Source organism: Polynucleobacter sp. MWH-UH35A, from assembly GCF_018687075.1.
Classification (GTDB): Bacteria; Pseudomonadota; Gammaproteobacteria; order Burkholderiales; family Burkholderiaceae; genus Polynucleobacter.
In genome coordinates this window covers 1,943,275-1,960,559 of the sequence record NZ_CP061285.1, presented here as the reverse complement: position 1 = coordinate 1,960,559, position 17,285 = coordinate 1,943,275, and the positions used below count along the sequence as shown (strand labels likewise).

The 17,285-nt window shown below is 46.9% G+C and carries 14 protein-coding genes and 1 pseudogene; 13 read left to right on the top strand and 2 right to left on the bottom strand.

The window, feature by feature from the left end:
• Positions 1-193: 193 nt before the first annotated feature.
• The 7 genes and pseudogenes from rpmH to mnmC all read left to right on the top strand — a co-directional run.
• Positions 194-328 carry a 50S ribosomal protein L34 gene (gene rpmH, locus ICV36_RS10205; RefSeq protein WP_011903922.1) on the top strand — a complete coding sequence of 45 codons (135 nt, stop codon included), beginning with the start codon at positions 194-196 and terminating at the stop codon, positions 326-328.
• An 8-nt stretch (positions 329-336) separates the two neighbouring features.
• Positions 337-654, top strand: coding sequence for a ribonuclease P protein component (gene rnpA, locus ICV36_RS10200; RefSeq protein WP_251375023.1), 318 nt, complete (start codon positions 337-339; stop codon positions 652-654).
• Entirely contained in the window at positions 551-898 is a 348-nt protein-coding gene (gene yidD / locus ICV36_RS10195) for a membrane protein insertion efficiency factor YidD (protein ID WP_215400556.1), read from the top strand. The genes rnpA and yidD overlap by 104 nt, the downstream gene beginning before the upstream one ends.
• A 6-nt stretch (positions 899-904) precedes the next feature.
• Positions 905-2,581 carry a membrane protein insertase YidC gene (gene yidC, locus ICV36_RS10190; RefSeq protein ID WP_215400555.1) on the top strand — a complete coding sequence of 559 codons (1,677 nt, stop codon included), beginning with the start codon at positions 905-907 and terminating at the stop codon, positions 2,579-2,581.
• Positions 2,582-2,620: 39 nt separating this feature from the next.
• The gene (mnmE, locus tag ICV36_RS10185; RefSeq protein WP_215401642.1) at positions 2,621-3,982 is read left to right on the top strand and encodes a tRNA uridine-5-carboxymethylaminomethyl(34) synthesis GTPase MnmE; all 1,362 of its coding nucleotides are present in this window, start codon (positions 2,621-2,623) and stop codon (positions 3,980-3,982) included.
• Between the two features lie 89 nt (positions 3,983-4,071).
• Entirely contained in the window at positions 4,072-5,937 is a 1,866-nt protein-coding gene (locus tag ICV36_RS10180) for a phosphoenolpyruvate carboxykinase (GTP) (RefSeq protein WP_215400554.1), read from the top strand.
• A 48-nt stretch (positions 5,938-5,985) separates the two neighbouring features.
• A pseudogene (gene mnmC, locus ICV36_RS10270) lies at positions 5,986-6,987 on the top strand (FAD-dependent 5-carboxymethylaminomethyl-2-thiouridine(34) oxidoreductase MnmC); the annotation flags it as partial.
• A 59-nt stretch (positions 6,988-7,046) separates the two neighbouring features.
• Here mnmC and ICV36_RS10175 read toward each other — a convergent pair.
• Together ICV36_RS10175 and dprA are read right to left on the bottom strand one after the other, a co-directional pair.
• The gene (locus tag ICV36_RS10175) at positions 7,047-9,719 is read right to left on the bottom strand and encodes a DNA topoisomerase III (RefSeq protein WP_215400553.1); all 2,673 of its coding nucleotides are present in this window, start codon (positions 9,717-9,719) and stop codon (positions 7,047-7,049) included.
• A 199-nt stretch (positions 9,720-9,918) separates the two neighbouring features.
• Entirely contained in the window at positions 9,919-10,620 is a 702-nt protein-coding gene (gene dprA / locus ICV36_RS10170) for a DNA-processing protein DprA (protein WP_215400552.1), read from the bottom strand.
• Between the two features lie 71 nt (positions 10,621-10,691).
• Here dprA and def point away from each other — a divergent pair, with 71 nt between their 5' ends.
• From def to ICV36_RS10140, 6 genes are read left to right on the top strand one after another with little or no spacing between them, the layout of a single operon-like run.
• The gene (gene def / locus ICV36_RS10165) at positions 10,692-11,207 is read left to right on the top strand and encodes a peptide deformylase (protein ID WP_215400551.1); all 516 of its coding nucleotides are present in this window, start codon (positions 10,692-10,694) and stop codon (positions 11,205-11,207) included.
• 8 nt (positions 11,208-11,215) lie between these two features.
• Entirely contained in the window at positions 11,216-12,214 is a 999-nt protein-coding gene (gene fmt, locus ICV36_RS10160; protein ID WP_215400550.1) for a methionyl-tRNA formyltransferase, read from the top strand.
• 2 nt (positions 12,215-12,216) lie between these two features.
• Entirely contained in the window at positions 12,217-13,083 is an 867-nt protein-coding gene (gene htpX / locus ICV36_RS10155; RefSeq protein ID WP_215400549.1) for a zinc metalloprotease HtpX, read from the top strand.
• A 1-nt stretch (position 13,084) separates the two neighbouring features.
• A complete protein-coding gene (rsmB, locus tag ICV36_RS10150) occupies positions 13,085-14,401 on the top strand; it encodes a 16S rRNA (cytosine(967)-C(5))-methyltransferase RsmB (RefSeq protein ID WP_215400548.1) in 1,317 nt (438 codons plus the stop codon).
• The gene (locus ICV36_RS10145) at positions 14,398-14,979 is read left to right on the top strand and encodes a DUF4390 domain-containing protein (protein WP_251375019.1); all 582 of its coding nucleotides are present in this window, start codon (positions 14,398-14,400) and stop codon (positions 14,977-14,979) included. Before rsmB ends, ICV36_RS10145 begins: the two co-directional genes overlap by 4 nt.
• Complete coding sequence (locus ICV36_RS10140) at positions 14,976-17,285, top strand: ATP-binding protein (RefSeq protein WP_215400547.1); 2,310 nt, start codon at positions 14,976-14,978, stop codon at positions 17,283-17,285. The genes ICV36_RS10145 and ICV36_RS10140 overlap by 4 nt, the downstream gene beginning before the upstream one ends.

Here is a 17,285-nt window from a genome sequence, read left to right as displayed (position 1 = left end):
CCAAAGTTATCCACAAGCAAGAAAAACGTGGAAAAGCTGTGGATAACTTGTGAATAATAATAAAAACTCTATTTAAATTAATGATTTAAGAGAAATTTAACAAAAAATAGAGAAAAACACCTACATATTCATCAAGATAGATTGACCTTTTGCTCTGCAACAAGGAAAATACTTGGTTTTCCAGGGATCGAACATGAAAAGAACTTACCAACCCTCAGTAACTCGTCGTAAACGTACACACGGCTTTCGCATTCGCATGAAAACAAAGAGTGGACGCGCAGTTTTAAATGCACGTCGCGCAAAAGGTCGCAAGCGTTTGGCTGTTTAATTTAGCCATTGAATAGCGCAAGGATTTCTGAATTACTAAAAACACGCCCCAAGACAACCATGTATTGGGGTATGTATGTTGCGTCAACACAAGCGGGCGCTGAGCCTGACTTGGGTGTTGCAGTAGCAAAGAAGTTAGCCAAAAGAGCAGTCGATCGCAATCGACTAAAGCGGATGATCCGAGAATTGATTTGGGCGGCTCAAACCAGCACATTAAATAAAGATGTGGTGGTTAAGCTCAAAAAACCAATTGGTCGAGATACTCGGGGCAGGCTCAGAAAAAAAGAAAAAGAAACTTTGCGCTCTCAGATTCTGGGGTTGCTTTAACGTGCGCTTTTTAAATACCGCTGCAATAAGGCTGGTAAAACTCTATCAACTAGTCCTAAGCCCCTATTTGGGTATGCACTGTAAATATGTTCCCAGCTGTTCGCAATACGCTTGTGACTGTTTTAGTCGCTACGGATTTATTAAAAGTTTCGGCCTAACGGCGTGGCGTATTTTGCGTTGCAACCCTTTGTCACACGGCGGTTATGATCCTGCTGTAAAAGATACAAAACACCAACTTAAGTGAATGTAAATGGACTTTAAAAAAACAATTCTTTGGGCTGTATTCTCGATGTCGGGTCTCATGCTCTACAACAATTGGCAGGTTCATGAAGGTAAGCCATCCCTTTTTGGCGGTGCCCCAGCAAGCGTTTCGGTTCCCGCTGATAAGTCCACAACGGCAAACAAGGTTGATGTTCCCGCCCAAATATCAGGCACGCAGGCGCCGGCTGTGGCGGCCACACCAACCGTTAATGGTGGCGCAATAGAGAGCGCAGAGAAATTCACCCTACAAAACGACGTTCTTGTTTTAGAGATCAGCGCAAGCGGCGCAAACGTGATTGATGCCAAGTTATTAAAGTCTTTAACAGCAGAAAACAAGCCAATCGAATTATTTCAATACACGCCAACGCACAAATATTTTGCGCGTTCTGGATTGATTTCTTTAAATAGCGATCTGCCAAATCACACAAGCCCATTCAAATTGGTTCAATCCGGTAAGGACGGTTCCGGTAGACCGTTTGCCGTTTTTGCTAGCGAGCGCAATGGCGTGAAGCTAGAAAAAACCTTCATTCTTAACCCAGGCAGTTATGTTGTAGATGTTGGGCATCGCGTAACTCAAGCTAGCAACAATCCTAATCCGCTGGTTCTTTATACAGAAATTGTGCGCGATGCTTCACAAGAGCAAAAAATCGGCCCATTTGGAGGCGCTTTCTCTGCAAGCACGTTTACTGGACCTGCCGCCTATACCGACAAAGAAAAATTCAACAAGCTGGAATTCACGGCAATCGATAAAAATAAAATCACCATTCCAAACCAGGTTGCCGCTGGCGAACCCGCTTGGATTGCAATGGTTCAGCACTACTTTGCAAGCGCATGGATTCCGGGCGACAAAGTTGCACGAGACATATACGCTGGCAAAATCGATAACAACCTATATCGAATTGGTATGCAAACTCCGCTTGGGGTGATTGCTTATGGCTCTACAGTGGTTGAAAAAGCAAAATTATTTGTGGGCCCACAAGAAGAGCGTGTTTTAGAGACGATTGCACCCGGATTTGAGTTATTAAAAGATTATGGTTATCTAACCATTATTGCTAAACCCATTTTCTGGCTCTTGGATAACATTCACTCCTATGTTGGGAATTGGGGCTGGTCAATTATTCTCCTAACCATCTTAATTAAGTTGGTTTTCTTCCCACTCTCCGCAGCCAGCTACAAGTCTATGGCGCGCATGAAAGAAGTTCAGCCCCGCTTGGTTGCCATGAAAGAGCAATACAAAGGGGAGCCGCAAAAATTAAATCAAGCGATGATGGAAATGTATCGCAAGGAAAAGATCAACCCATTGGGTGGCTGCTTGCCGGTAGTCATTCAGATCCCAGTCTTCATTTCTTTGTACTGGGTTCTGTTGTCCTCCGTTGAGATGCGCGGCGCGCCTTGGATTTTGTGGATTCATGATCTTTCAGTGCCTGACCCATATTACATTCTGCCAGTCATCATGGCTGTGTCGATGTTTGTGCAAACCAAGTTGAATCCAACGCCGCCAGATCCAATTCAGGCAAAGGTCATGATGTACATGCCGATTGTTTTCTCGGTGATGTTCTTCTTCTTCCCTGCTGGTTTGGTTTTATATTGGGTTGTAAACAATCTGTTATCAATTGCACAACAGTGGCAGATTAACCAAATGTTTGGAAAAAAGCCCGCTAAGTAATGCGCGCTGTGTAAAACTCGCAATTAGAAGACAGCAATGATGACAAGAAAATTGCCCATCATTGCTGTTGCAACCGCGCCAGGTAAGGCTGGCGTTGGCGTGATTCGCATCAGCGGACAAAATTTAGGCGCCTTAAGCACCGCCCTTTTTCAGAAAAAACTGTCTCCAAGACAGGCGCATCTTCAAACACTATGTGATGAGCATGGTCAGGTTATTGATCAACTTATAGCGATCTACTTTATTGGCCCCGCCTCTTTTACGGGCGAAGACGTTTTAGAGCTTCAGTGTCATGGCGGTCCACAGCTACTTGAGTTGGTGATGAAACGCTGCCTCGAATTGGGCAAAGCCGAGGGGCTTGTTATAGCTGAGCCGGGAGAATTCACCCTTCGCGCTTACTTAAACAATAAGATAGATTTGGCCCAGGCAGAGGCAATCGCAGACTTGATTGATGCTCAAAGCGAGGCTGCAGTGCTTGGGGCGGCACGCTCTTTACAGGGCGCCTTCTCTGACGACATCAATAGCCTCATTGAAGAAATTACGCAGCTCCGCATCTTGGTTGAGTCGACTTTAGATTTCCCAGAAGAGGAAATTGAGTTTTTGGAAAGCGCTCAGGCGCGTCAGCGGCTGGCCGCTGTGAAAGAAAAATTACAGACTTTGCTTGCTGGCGCCAAACAAGGAAAAATTTTGCGCGATGGTATCCAGTTGGTATTAGCCGGTGCGCCCAATGTTGGAAAAAGCTCCCTGCTGAATCGTTTGGCTGGTGAAGAGGTCGCGATTGTTACCCCCATAGCAGGAACCACTCGGGATCGGGTTAAAGAAAGCATCACCATTGACGGTGTTCCGATGCACATCATTGACACCGCCGGTCTGCGGGATACAACAGATGTTGTTGAGGCAAAAGGAATTGAAAGATCTTGGGATTCGATTCGCCTGGCGGATTTAGTAATTTTTCTGACTGATGCCCAGTCGGCCTCTCGGCAAGACGACCTAAAAGCCCAGATTTTGAAAGAATTACCCCCTAAATGTGCTGTTCTGGAGATTGTGAATAAGGTAGATTTACTCCAAGAGTCATCAGAAACAGCCCTCAGCGAAGCCCTATTGGTTTCTGCCAAAACAGGCTTTGGAATAGACCAACTAAAACAAAAAATTTTAGAGCTCGTAGGTTGGGCCGGCGCTCAAGAGGGTGCAATATTGGCCCGCAGAAGGCATTTAGATTGCATACAGCGTGCCGCCGAACATATTGAAAAATCGGAACAATTCGCTGCAAATGGCAACAATTCCTTAGAATTATTCGCAGAAGAGTTGTCTTTAGCTCAAAAACACTTAGGTGAAATTACCGGAAAACTGCTTCCAGACGACCTTTTGGGCAAAATCTTCAGCCAATTCTGTATCGGCAAGTAAAGGGTTTCTGCTGTGTGGGCTTAGGGGTAAAAATTACCCAAAATGATAAAATTGTCGGATTAAAAAATTCAATCTTCATAGGGAAACATATGACTTCAACTACCAGCGGCCAGATTAATGTCAATGCGCCAGCTTACGTAAAAAACAAGCGTTTAATTGAGTGGGTTGGCGAAGTAGCCGCCCTGACCAAGCCTGATGCTATTCGTTGGTGCGACGGTTCGCAGGCTGAGTACGATGAGCTTTGTGAGCTGCTGGTTTCAGCGGGTGTTTTTAAGCGCCTTAATCCTGCAAAACGTAAGAACTCATTTTTAGCCTTGTCTGATCCTGAGGATGTGGCGCGCGTTGAAGATCGCACTTTTATCTGTTCAGCAAAGAAAGAAGATGCTGGCCCAACTAACAACTGGGTAGAGCCAAGCGAAATGCGCGCAACCTTGAACCCATTGTTTGATGGCTGCATGCGTGGCAGAACGATGTATGTTGTGCCTTTTTCAATGGGCCCAATTGGTTCACCAATTGCACACATTGGCGTTGAGTTGTCTGACAGCCCTTATGTTGCAATCAACATGAAGTTGATGACGCGCATGGGTAAAGCTGTGATTGATCAGCTTGGTGCTGACGGCGAGTTCGTCCCTTGCATCCACACTGTTGGTAAGCCTTTGGCTGCTGGCGAAAAAGACGTTGCATGGCCTAACAATAAAAACAAATACATCGTTCACTACCCAGAGACTCGTGAGATTTGGTCTTTTGGTTCAGGTTATGGTGGCAATGCATTGTTGGGTAAAAAATGTTTTGCATTGCGCATTGCCTCCAACATGGGCCGCGACCAGGGTTGGCTCGCAGAACACATGTTGATCTTGGGCGTAACTTCACCTGAAGGCAAGAAATACCACATCGCAGCCGCATTCCCATCTGCGTGTGGCAAAACCAATTTCTCCATGATGATTCCACCAGCAGGATTTGATGGTTGGAAGGTAACCACCATTGGCGATGACATTGCTTGGATCAAGCCACGCAAAGACCCTGTCACTGGTAAAACCCGCCTATTTGCGATCAATCCCGAGTCTGGTTACTTTGGCGTAGCTCCAGGAACCAACCGCCAAACGAATCAAAACTGTATTGACTCGCTAAATCAAGATGCGATTTTCACTAACGTTGGCCTGACTGATGATGGTGATGTTTGGTGGGAAGGTTTGACAGAAACCCCGCCAGCACATTTAATTGATTGGCAAGGCAAAGACTGGACGCCTGCGGATGGCGCCGCCGGTCGCAAAGCCGCACATCCAAATTCACGCTTTACGGTTGCTGCAACAAATAATCCAGCGGTTGATCCAAACTGGGATGATCCTGCAGGCGTTCCAATCGATGCCTTCTTGTTTGGTGGTCGTCGCTCAAACACGGTGCCTTTGGTTAGTGAAGCGCGTGATTGGGTTGAAGGCGTTTATATGGCTGCAACTTTGGGCTCTGAGACGACTGCAGCGATCACAGGACAAATCGGCGTTGTACGTCGTGATCCATTTGCAATGATTGCATTTGCTGGCTACAACATGAGCGACTATTTCCAACATTGGCTCAATATCGGTAAGAAACTTGAGGCTGATGGCGCGGTGTTGCCGAAGATCTATTGCGTGAACTGGTTCCGCAAGGATGAAAACGGTAAGTTCGTGTGGCCTGGTTTTGGCGAAAATATGCGCGTTCTCTCTTGGATTCTGAATCGTGCTGAGGGCAAAGCCGGCGGCAAAGAAACGCCATTCGGCATTACTCCCGAGTACAGCGATATGCATTGGGGCGGTTTGGACTATTCAGCGGAGAAGTTCGCCAAAGCTATCACTGTAGGCATCGATGATTGGAAGAATGAGCTCAAGCTTCACACAGAATTGTTCGATCATCTTGGCGATCGTTTGCCAAAAGAGTTGAAAGAAACTCGCTCTAAGATCGAACAACGCTTGAATGCTTAACCCAAGCAGGTTTTTAGTAACACCATTCGTTTCATTTAGATTTATTCAATGACCACACCCCAACACCATGAAATAGTGGTGATTGGGGCAGGCATTTGCGGTGCAACCATTGCAAACGAGCTGCTTGAGCGTGGCAAAGCCGTTTGCATTATTGATGCTGCAGCATCGCCAGCGACTGCCTGCTCTAGCCATGCTTATGCGATTGCGCACCCCCATATTGGTAAAGGCTCTCCTCGTTTATTGCGCCTAACGCGTATTGCATTCTTGCTTGCAGAGGCTCGTTGGAAAAATGTCTGGCGTCAACATGGCATATTTCAGCCGACTAAAAGAGATAAACACTTTGATCATGCCGAAGTAACAGAGCACCTCCGTTCTTTGGGGCTTGATCAAGATACGGCCATTGCTATGGATGCACAAGAGGCCAATCAGATTTGTGGGATTGAGCAAAGCGGTGTTTGGTTACCACGCGGCGCATGCTTAGATTTATCTGAAGCGAGCAAGCAGTTGCTACAAGATCGTGAGGGCCTCACTTGTCTATGGAATACGCAGGTTGCACGCCTAGAAGAGCGTGAGAATCAGTGGTTTCTATTGGATGATGCAAATCAAATCATTATTACTGCAAATAAGCTTGTAGTGGCCTGTGCCATGGAGTCCAAGGCCTTAATGAGTACTGTTGGCATTCGTTTGCCTTTAAGGCCAGTGAGGGGTCAGCTCAGTATTTTCAGGGTCAAGGAGGGGGATGCTTGGGTCAAGAGCTTGCCTCGGGTTGGCATTTCTGGCGACGGTTATTGTCTGCCTGCCAATCAGCTTGAAGACGGCAGCTATGAGTGGATTGTGGGCTCGAGTTTTGATGAGGGGGAGGATGATCTTGCTCCGAGGGAAATAAGTGATGACTTTAATCGTGAGCAAGCGAGAGGCTTGGTCAACTATCCAGAAGGCGATCTTTGCTCATTAACAAAGTCTGGAGAGTTTGTTGGTGTGCGCTGTGTTGCCGGAGATCGTTTGCCAATCATTGGCGCACTCGCTCAGCGTCCAGGAATATTTTTAGCAACCGCCCTGGGATCGAGAGGAATTTTATGGTCAGCTCTAGCTGCCAAGCTGATTACCGCTCAGCTGCTAGAGGACGATTTTGCTTTACTGGCGCGCTTTGGTTTTGCTGCTGACTTGGTCGCAGCACTGGCGCCGGCACGTTTCTTTGCTGGCGCCGCACCCTCGGCTTTGGGTGCCTTGGCTTCGAATTCAAAGCCAATTTTGCCGGCTGAATCCAAAGCCAAATAGGCTTTAAAGCCACGCCCAGTGCGGTTCGACTTAAAGTTGGCCAGCAGATCTGTTTTGCCTTCTTTTAATAGTTTTTGAATTTGCTCGGCTGAAACTTCCTGCTGCAACACCACTTTTCCGGTTTTGAAATCACAGGATTTGCTGGGGCCAGTATTGCTCTCGCAAACGTAGCGCATGCCATCTTCATAGACGGCACCAGAGCATTTTGGGCAAGCCCCTAATGCTTGGCGCCCTGTGAAATCTACCGCTTCAGTTTCATCATCTTGTGTATTGCCAAAATCAAACTCTAGCTTGAAGCCAGCATTCGGATAGTCTTTATCATCTTCCGGAATTTCGCTTAACTTAATAATGGCAGCAAATGGGCGTCCCATTTTGCTGCGAAATCCTTGCAGTGGTCCGATCGTTTTCTCACGCAACAATTCTTCCACTTCGGGGTATTCAAAAGCACGTCCACCCGGTGTTTTGCTGATCGTAAAGCCACACTTTTCACAAGCAAAACGGCGATAGTTTTCTTTCACCGGACCCTTGCAGTGTGGGCACGGCGTAGCCATTGTGGCGTAATCGCCAGGAATAGTATCGCTGTCATATTCTTTGGCGCGTTTCACGATACGCTGAGTCATCTGTGCAATTTCTTGCATGAAGGTATCGCGATTCATTTTGCCTTGCTCGATGAGCGACAGCTTATTTTCCCAGCTACCAGTTAAGTCAGGGCGTGTTAATTCTTCAACATCTAGCCCGCGTAGCAAAGTCATCAACTGAAATGCTTTTGCGGTAGGTATGAGTTCACGTGCTTCACGTACGATATATTTTTCGGCAAGCAAGCCTTCAATAATGGCGGCCCGGGTTGCTGGTGTGCCCAGACCTTTTTCAGCCATGGCTTCACGCATTTCATCGTCGTCAACCCATTTGCCCGCACTCTCCATTGCAGAGAGCAAAGTTGCCTCTGTATAGCGTGCTGGTGGCTTGGTTTTTAAGGGCACTGCCGCAATAGATTCGGTTTGTACTGACTCACCCTCTTGGACCGCAATTAACTCGTCATCTGCTTGATTGGACTTGCCATAAACCGTGAGCCAACCCGGATTTACAAGAACGCGCCCTTCAGTTTTGAAGTGGTGGCCAGAAACCTCGGTAATTCGTGTGGTGACGCGGAATTCGGCAGCAGGATAAAACACCGCCAAGAAACGACGCACTACCAAGTCATACAACTTGGCTTCGGGTTCGCTTAAGTTCTTTGGGGTCTCTAGTGTTGGGATGATCGCAAAGTGATCTGAAATTTTGGAATTATCGAAAATCCGTTTATTTGGCTTAATCCAACCAAAGCCCGCTTTTGCTTTTGGATCCTTTGGATCGCCCTGCAGAATTTGTTTGGCAAAAGGACGATAGTCTTGCGAATGGTCGGCGAGATTTTCCATAGTTTGCTTCACGGTATCAAGGTAGTCCTCGGGAAGCGCCTTCGCATCGGTACGTGGATAGGTTAATACTTTGTGTCGCTCGTATAAAGCCTGCGCAAGACCTAATGTATTTTTTGCAGAGAAGCCAAAGCGTGCATTTGCTTCACGTTGCAGACTTGTTAAATCAAATAGTTGTGGGGCAAGTTGCGTAGCAGGCTTGGCCTCTTCTGAGACGTTGGCTTTTTTGCCACGACATGCAGCCACAATACTCTGTGCCGCCGCTTCGCTCCACAAGCGATTTTCGCGCGCATCCGGTTCAGCAACATCTTTCTTAAACTTTGGATCGAACCAGCGTCCTTCATAGATGCCTGCTGCAGCAATAAATTCGGCCTTTACCTCCCAATAATCTTTGGAGATGAACTTGCGAATGAGCTCTTCACGCTCCACCACAATGGAAAGCGTTGGGGTTTGCACCCGACCTACTGTTGTTAAGAAGAAGCCACCACTTTTACTATTGAAGGCGGTCATTGCGCGCGTACCGTTGATGCCGACTAGCCAGTCCGCTTCTGAGCGGCAGCGAGCCGCATCTGCGAGGGGCTTCATGTCTTCGTCTGTGCGTAAATTTGTAAAACCTTCGCGAATCGCAGCGGGGGTCATCGATTGCAACCATAAGCGTTTAATTGACTGTGATGCTTTAGCGTGTTGTGCGATCAAGCGGAAAATTAATTCACCCTCACGCCCCGCGTCACACGCATTGATGAGTGTGGTGACATCCTTACGCTTAATGAGTTTTTGCAATACCTTGAGGCGCGATTCTGTTTTTGCTATGGGGCGCAAATCGAAATAAGGGGGCACTACTGGCAAATTGGCAAAGGACCATTTGCCGCGCTTAACATCAAATTCTTCGGGGGCTGCAATTTCCAATAAATGGCCAACCGCGGAAGAAATGAGAAATTCGTCACTTTCGAAATAATCCTCGTGCTTTGTAAAGCCGCCTAAGGCCTTTGCAATGTCATTGGCAACGGAAGGCTTCTCCGCAATGATGAGTGCCTTAGGGTGGTCACCTGCGGTAGTCTTGGAGCTGCTTTTTTTGGTAGTTGCTTTAGTTGCCACGCGTTTTGCCTAAATTTGAGCTAGAAATGATGTTTTTTTGGGGTAAAACGGATTGACAATTTAAACCAAAATCAGGCTTAGCCAATTGCGTACCCCTTTTTTATTATTAACCGATAAATTGGGAAAAGTCCAAAAACCCCTATTTTTAGCTTGTTTTAGATGGGTTAATCCCCCCCCAGTTTTTGTACAAAAACCCTCTTTAATGCCATTTAAACTGCGTTTTTAGGCATAAATGCAGTTCTTCAAGGACGTCACTGGGCCTAAAGACCAGTTTTGCCCCTTGCTGAATCAATAGGTGGCAACCGGCAGAATTGGCGCTATGAATGGGTCCAGGAATAGCAAAGACCTCTCTACCTAGGTCTGCGGCTAAGCGAGCAGTAATAAGGGAGCCCGATCTTTCGGCCGCCTCCACCACTACAACGCCAAGAGCGAGGGCCGCAATAATGCGATTTCGCCTAGGAAAGTGATGCGCTTGAGGTCCGACCCCCATGGGTAGTTCGGATATCAAAAGACCCTGCTTGCTGATAGCTTGAGACAGGGCGAAGTTTTGACTGGGGTAGACCACGTCTATTCCCGTACCCAAAACCGCTGCAGTTCGTTGTTTAGGCCCCAGCAAAATCGTCGCCTGATGGGCGGCACTATCAACCCCTTTTGCTAATCCAGAAAGGATCAGAACCCCTGCACTCGATAATGCTTGTGCAAATAGAGCTGCATTTTTTAAGCCCTCTGGGCTGGCGCTTCTAGAGCCAACAATGGCAATCATGGGCATCTTGAGAAGGTTGATATCACCCTCTATATAGAGTGACTTAGGCGGGTCGTATAAATCACGGAGTTGGGTTGGGTAATGAGGGCTGCCTTGATCGATTTGAGCAACCGGGGAAGATGTGCGCGATGTTTGCATAATCCAATTTTGTTCTTTAGGGGAATTGCAACAATCAGGACAGACTGATAGCTCTGTTGGATAATTCTTATATGGCTTTGTTAACTGTCCTTTGCTATCCAGACCCACGCTTGCACAAGGTTGCTAAACCTGTGGTGCAGGTTGACGCTCGCGTTAAAAAAATTGTCGCCGATATGGCTGACACCATGTACGAGGCGCCCGGCGTTGGTTTAGCCGCAACGCAAGTAGATATTCATGAGCGCATCGTGGTGATCGACGTGTCTGACGAGCAAAATGAGTTGATGGTTTTTATCAACCCAGAGATTATTTGGTCAAGCACTGAAACCAAATCTTGGCGCGAAGGCTGCTTATCCGTTCCTGAGTTTTATGACGAGGTTGAAAGACCTGCACAGATTCGGGTGAGGGCTTTAGATATTGACGGTAAAGAATTCGAGATCGATGCTGACGGCTTGTTAGCAGTTTGCTTACAGCATGAGCTAGATCATCTGCAGGGAAAAGTGTTTGTAGAGTATTTATCTATTCTCAAGCGGACTCGTATCTCTCAAAAAATGAAAAAGCGCGCCAAAGAATTAGCGGGTCAGCGCTAAGCGCACCAATGAAAATCGTCTTTGCTGGAACCCCTGAATTTGCAGCGCAAGCGATGCGCGCAATTTACGATGCTGGTCATGAAATTGTTTTAGCCCTCACTCAGCCAGATCGTCGTGCTGGTAGAGGTATGCACTTGCAAGCAAGCCCTGTAAAAGAGTTCGCCTTGCAAAACAATATTCCGGTATTGCAGCCAGAAACCTTGCGTCGCAACAGCGCAGATCCACAAAAACAAGCTCAAGCACAAGCGGCATATGAGCAGCTATCTTCCATAGAGTTTGATGCCATGGTAGTGGTGGCTTATGGCTTAATCTTGCCGCAAGAAATTTTGGATATTAGCGAAAGGCCAGGTAGATACGGTAGTTTTAATATCCATGCTTCGCTACTGCCTCGTTGGCGTGGTGCAGCGCCGATTCAGCGAGCGATTGAGTCGGGCGATCAGAAGACGGGCGTTTGTATTATGCAAATGGATGCGGGTTTGGATACTGGAGATACGGTGTTGGTTTCCGATCTTGACATTGCGAATGATGAGACCAGCGCCAGCTTGCATGATCGGTTGGCAAAGCTTGGATCAAAAGCAGTGGTTGATGTTTTAAATGACCTGCAGCAAGGCAAATCCTTGATTCGAGTTCCACAAGAAAATGCTGGCATTACCTATGCTGAAAAAATACTAAAGAGTGAAGCAGAAATTGATTGGTCATTAAGCGCCAAAGAAATTGATCAGCGCATTCGTGCCTTTAATCCCTTTCCGGGAGCCAGTAGCAATCTCAATGGGCAGACAATCAAGTTTTGGAATTCAAGGGCTGCAGACACCAAAGAAATAAAAGCCACTGGCAATCCAGGTGACATCCTTGGTTTTAGTAATAGTGGTGCATATATACAGTGTGGTGAAGGGGTTCTGGAGGTTTTGGAGATGCAAAAGTCCGGGGGTAAAAAAATGGACGCCAAAACATGTCTGCAGCCAAAAGATCCTGGTGAAAAATTATTGCAATTTCAAGCAAAGGAGTAGAAATGTTTAATTTTGCAAAGACCGCTATATTGATGGCAGCCATTACCGCTCTATTCATCGTGGTTGGCGGCATGTTGGGTGGTGAGCAGGGCATGTTGATGGCTTTGCTGATGGCTATTGGCATGAACTTTTTCAGCTATTGGTTTTCTGACACCATGGTGTTGAAGATGACTAATGCGCAGCAAGTCGACGAGAGATCGGCGCCTCAGTTTTATGGATTGGTAAAAGAATTATCAGAAAAAGCCGGCTTACCTATGCCCAAAGTATTTTTGATTGACGAGGATGCTCCGAATGCATTTGCAACGGGGCGCAATCCTGAGCATGCCTCTGTTGCAGCAACCACGGGCATTTTGAAAATCCTCTCTAATCGTGAATTGCGTGGCGTAATGGCTCATGAGCTTGCGCATGTACGGCATCGGGATATTTTGATATCGACGGTTGCCGCAACTATGGCCGGCGCCATTTCAGCACTAGCTAATTTCGCCATGTTTTTTGGTGGTCGAGACTCTGAGGGCAGGCCCAATAACCCCATCGCGAGCTTAATGGTTGCAATCTTGGCGCCAATAGCAGCAAGCTTGATTCAGATGAGCATCTCTCGCGCAAGAGAGTACGAGGCTGATCGCGGTGGCGCAGAGATTAGCTCTGATCCGGAGGCGCTGGCACATGCATTGGAAAAAATTCACAACTATGCTCAAGGGATTCCGTTTCAAGCAGTCGAGCAACATCCAGAAACGGCACAGATGATGATTCTCAATCCCCTGAGCGCAGGTGGCTTGGCACAACTTTTTTCAACACATCCACCAACTGAAGAGCGAGTGGCGCGCCTAATGAGTATGGCAAAAGACGGGGTATACCCCGGAGTAAACTAATTTGACTGATCAAAAAACACCACGCAGTCTTCCGCTTTCTGAGGCAATCACGATTGCTGCACAAGCGATTAGCGAGGTAATGGACGGTAGATCACTCACAGAAGTTTTGGATCAGTTGGAGCCGCATGAGCGTCCTATTGTTCAGAGTCTGAGTTTTGATGCTTTGCGTAAATGGGTGCGATCTCATGAGCTCATTAAGCAATTTATTCCAAAGGCACCGCCTGTCGAGGTTGATCATTTATTAAGTGTTGCGATCGCCTTATTTTTACAAACCCCCGCCGAAGGTAAGGGCTACCCTGCGCACACGATTGTTGATCAGGCGGTCAAGGCTTGTGGTGAATATGACCCAACTATGTATGCAAAAGGCATGGTGAATGCAGTCCTGCGCAAGGTCAGCCTAGTGATAAACCCGCCAGAGGGTGAGAAACGTTTTCCACCCGACCCAATTCCAATGTACGTCCCTGCTTGGTGGCGAGCAAATCTAAAGCGCAACTATTCAAAGGCCTGGCAATCTATTTTGTTTCAACAAGCTCGGCGTGCACCATTAATTTTGCGTGTAAATCAAAAGCAATACTCTCGTGAGCAATACCAATCCTTATTATCTGATGCAGGAATTTCATCTAAACCAGTAAATGAATTGGCAGGAATTCAACTGCCCTCTGCACTTTGGTTGCCTGAAGCTGTGCCCGTATCGGACCTGCCGGGCTTTTATACGGGCGCTGTTTCTGTTCAGGATGCTGGTGCACAGTTAGCGGCAATCATATTAAAGCCACGGGAGGAGGAACTTGTTCTTGATGCTTGCGCTGCCCCTGGTGGAAAAACAGCACACTTGTTGGAGATGGCCGATTGTTCAATGCAGGCCTTGGAGTTAGATGGTGACCGCATTGGAAAAATTGGGGGCAATCTAGACCGCTTGCGTTTGCGTTCTGAGAAGGTTCGAGTGTTGCGTGGTGATGCCTCAAAAGCTGCATGGTGGGATGGTGTTTTGTTTGACAAGATTCTGCTCGACGCACCTTGTTCGGCTTCCGGAATCGTTTCGCGCCACCCTGACATCCCATTTCTCAGGCGTGAAGCGGATATCAGAGCCCTGCAAGAAAGACAGCGCACGATTTTGCATCAGGCGTGGCGAATGCTCAAAGTGGAAGGTACGCTTTTATACGTCACTTGCTCGATATTCCTGGAGGAAGGTAATGATCAGGCCATTTGGTTTGCTGAGCAACACTCCGATGCGGTACGATTAGACGCTCCAGGCCAGATTTTGCCTGGCGAGTTAAATGATGGTTTTTACTATGCTTTGTTTAAGAAAAATGGGCCATGAGCCGAAGAATTAAACAATTTCTCTTTTTGTTCTTGATGGCCTTAGGTGTGTTTTCAACCGCCGTGAGCGCAGAAGGCATCAAGATCAAATCCTTTGAATTAGAGAAGGTGGATAACGACTGGCTTCTCAATGCTACTTTTCAGATTGAGTTGTCTCCGGGCTTAGAGGATGCGGTACAAAAAGGCGTTGTCTTATATTTTCAAACGGAGTTTGATTTAACGAGATCACGTTGGTATTGGTTTGATGAAAAACCTGCGCTGGTGCAAAGACAAACACGTTTGTCTTATCAGCCGCTAACACAGCAGTATCGAATTGCTTCAGAGGGCTTTACTTTTTCTGCCAAAACGATGTCTGAGGCATTACAAGCAGTGGGTAGTATTGGTGGATGGCGAGTCATGGAGGGTTCTCAACTAGACCCTGGCAAATCTTATGCTGCCAGCATGCGTATGAACCTGGATCTTAGTAAGCTGCCAAAACCATTTCAAGTAAACGCACTCAATAATCGCGACTGGAATGTATCTAGTGATTGGTATCGCTTCCCATTTTCTTCTGCTGGACCTAATTTAATCAAGCGATGAGATCGATAGCGGCCATGCTGGACCCGGGCTTTTTTACATCTAAAGCTTGGAGCAAAAAAATAATTCCGATCACGATCGGTGTAATCGGCGCCTTTGCCTTACTGCTACTGGTTCTATTGGCTATCGCCTCTTCGAATACGGAATTTTTCGACAATTATTTTATTTGGCTATATGCAGCAAATGTGGTGATTGGAATTTGCTTAACTCTAGTCATCTGCACCCTGGTAGTTGTTATTGCTGTGCGGTGGTATCGGGGACACTTTGGCACTCGCTTGATAGCAAAACTGGCCATGATTTTTGCTTTGGTCGGAATTGTTCCGGGCCTAATTTTGTACGGCGTTTCTTTGCAGTTCGTGTCGCGCAGTATTGAGACTTGGTTTGACGTCAAAGTGGAGACGGCGCTGAATTCAGGGTTGGAGTTAGGGCGCGTTACCTTGCGAGTGGCGCAAGAAGAAATTTTGGGTGAAGGCAACTTCATTGCCGAACAGATTGTGCAGACCCCATCAGGAGCAACAACGGAGCAGGTTGCTGCTGCGGTGATGAAAATTCGTAATCAATTTGGTATTCAAGAGGTTAGCCTCTTCAATATGCAGCGTAATTTGATCTTCACCAGCGAGGTAAAGCCAAAAAAATATTTCCCTGCACCAAGTGCCGATGTCATTACAGAAGCATTTAAAAAGAAGGGGATGACTTTTTTAGATCAAATTGAAGTCGAAGGTGGACAGCGTGGCTATCGAGTCAGGGCAATTATTCCAATAGTTCGCAAAAAGGCCCTTCATAGCAAATTAGATTCAGGAAAAGACGTAGACGATAAGTATTTTTTACAACTGGTGCGCTATATCCCTACCCCTTTGGCCAAGAATATTTTCGCAGTGGAGTCTGCCTATAGTGAGTATCAAGAAAAGGCCCTTGGCCGCACAGGCTTGCGCAAGATGTTTGTGGGGACATTGACACTTACCCTCTTCTTTGCAGTATTTGTGGCAATTACTTTGGCCCTCATGTTGGGCAGACAGCTCGCCCGCCCCCTTCTCATGCTTCTCAAGGGTACACAAGCGGTCGCACAGGGCGACTTATCGCCCAAGCCAGAGCTCGATACTGGTGATGAGCTGGGTATGTTGACACGGCAATTTAATGTGATGACTAGACAGTTGGCCGATACACGTACTTCTTTGCAGGAGTCCAAGGCATTCTTAGAGCGTGTATTAGGCAGCTTGACTGCGGGCGTATGTATTTTTGATAAAAACTACAACGTGGTTTCTAGTAATGCAGGCGCAGATCGCATTTTTAGTCAGGACCTTACGCAACTCGATGGAAGGCCGCTGAGCAGTAATCCTGCTTTGGTAGAGTTCGAAGGCGCGATAAAAGAAGGCTTCGCAACCATGAAGTTAGCAGTGCTGAGTGAGAGCGGAGCCGAGCAAAAACCTGCGCAGACGAATGCACCAGTGTGGCAAAAACAAATCCAACTACACAGTACAAATGAATTTGAAAATGAGCTGGGTGTCACTTTATTCGTGCGAGGGACCGAGCTTACGGGTGATTTGCGTATGGTGGTTTTTGACGACATTACTGATGTGGTGAGTGCGCAAAGATCGATTGCATGGAGTGAGGTTGCTAGACGCCTTGCCCATGAAATTAAAAATCCCCTCACTCCAATTCAACTTTCGGCTGAAAGATTGCAGCATAAGCTTGCTGGTAAGCTGAGCCCTGAACAAGAAGAGATGATTAATCGCAGCACTGAAACTATTATTGGTCAGGTGCAAGCCATGAAAGAAATGGTAAATGACTTTAGGGATTTTGCTAAGACGCCGTCACCACAATTAAAGCCCGTTTCAATCAACACCCTCACTTCTGAAATTTTGGGCCTTTACGAAGGCAGCCCTATACGAACCCAACTAGACCCAAATTGTCCAGAAATTCTGGGTGATCCTACACAATTGCGGCAGGTGATTCATAACTTATTACAAAATGCTCAAGATGCGACCTTAGAGGGCCCCAATCCTAGTAGTCCAGTGGAAGTAAAGACAGAGCTGGTGCCTTATGGTGAGCACAATGGCATAGCTCAAAATGCGGTGCGGTTAACAATAAGTGATAGTGGGGTTGGATTTCCAGCTAAGATAATGGCAAGAGCCTTTGAGCCTTATGTAACGACTAAAAGCAAAGGTACGGGATTGGGTTTAGCGGTAGTCAAGAAAATCATTGATGACCACTCTGCCAAAATTGAAATTCGGAACCGCATGCAGGGTGAAGAAGTCATTGGTGCGAAAGTATCAATTTTGTTTATGAATTTAGCAAAAGAGGCAGCCTAA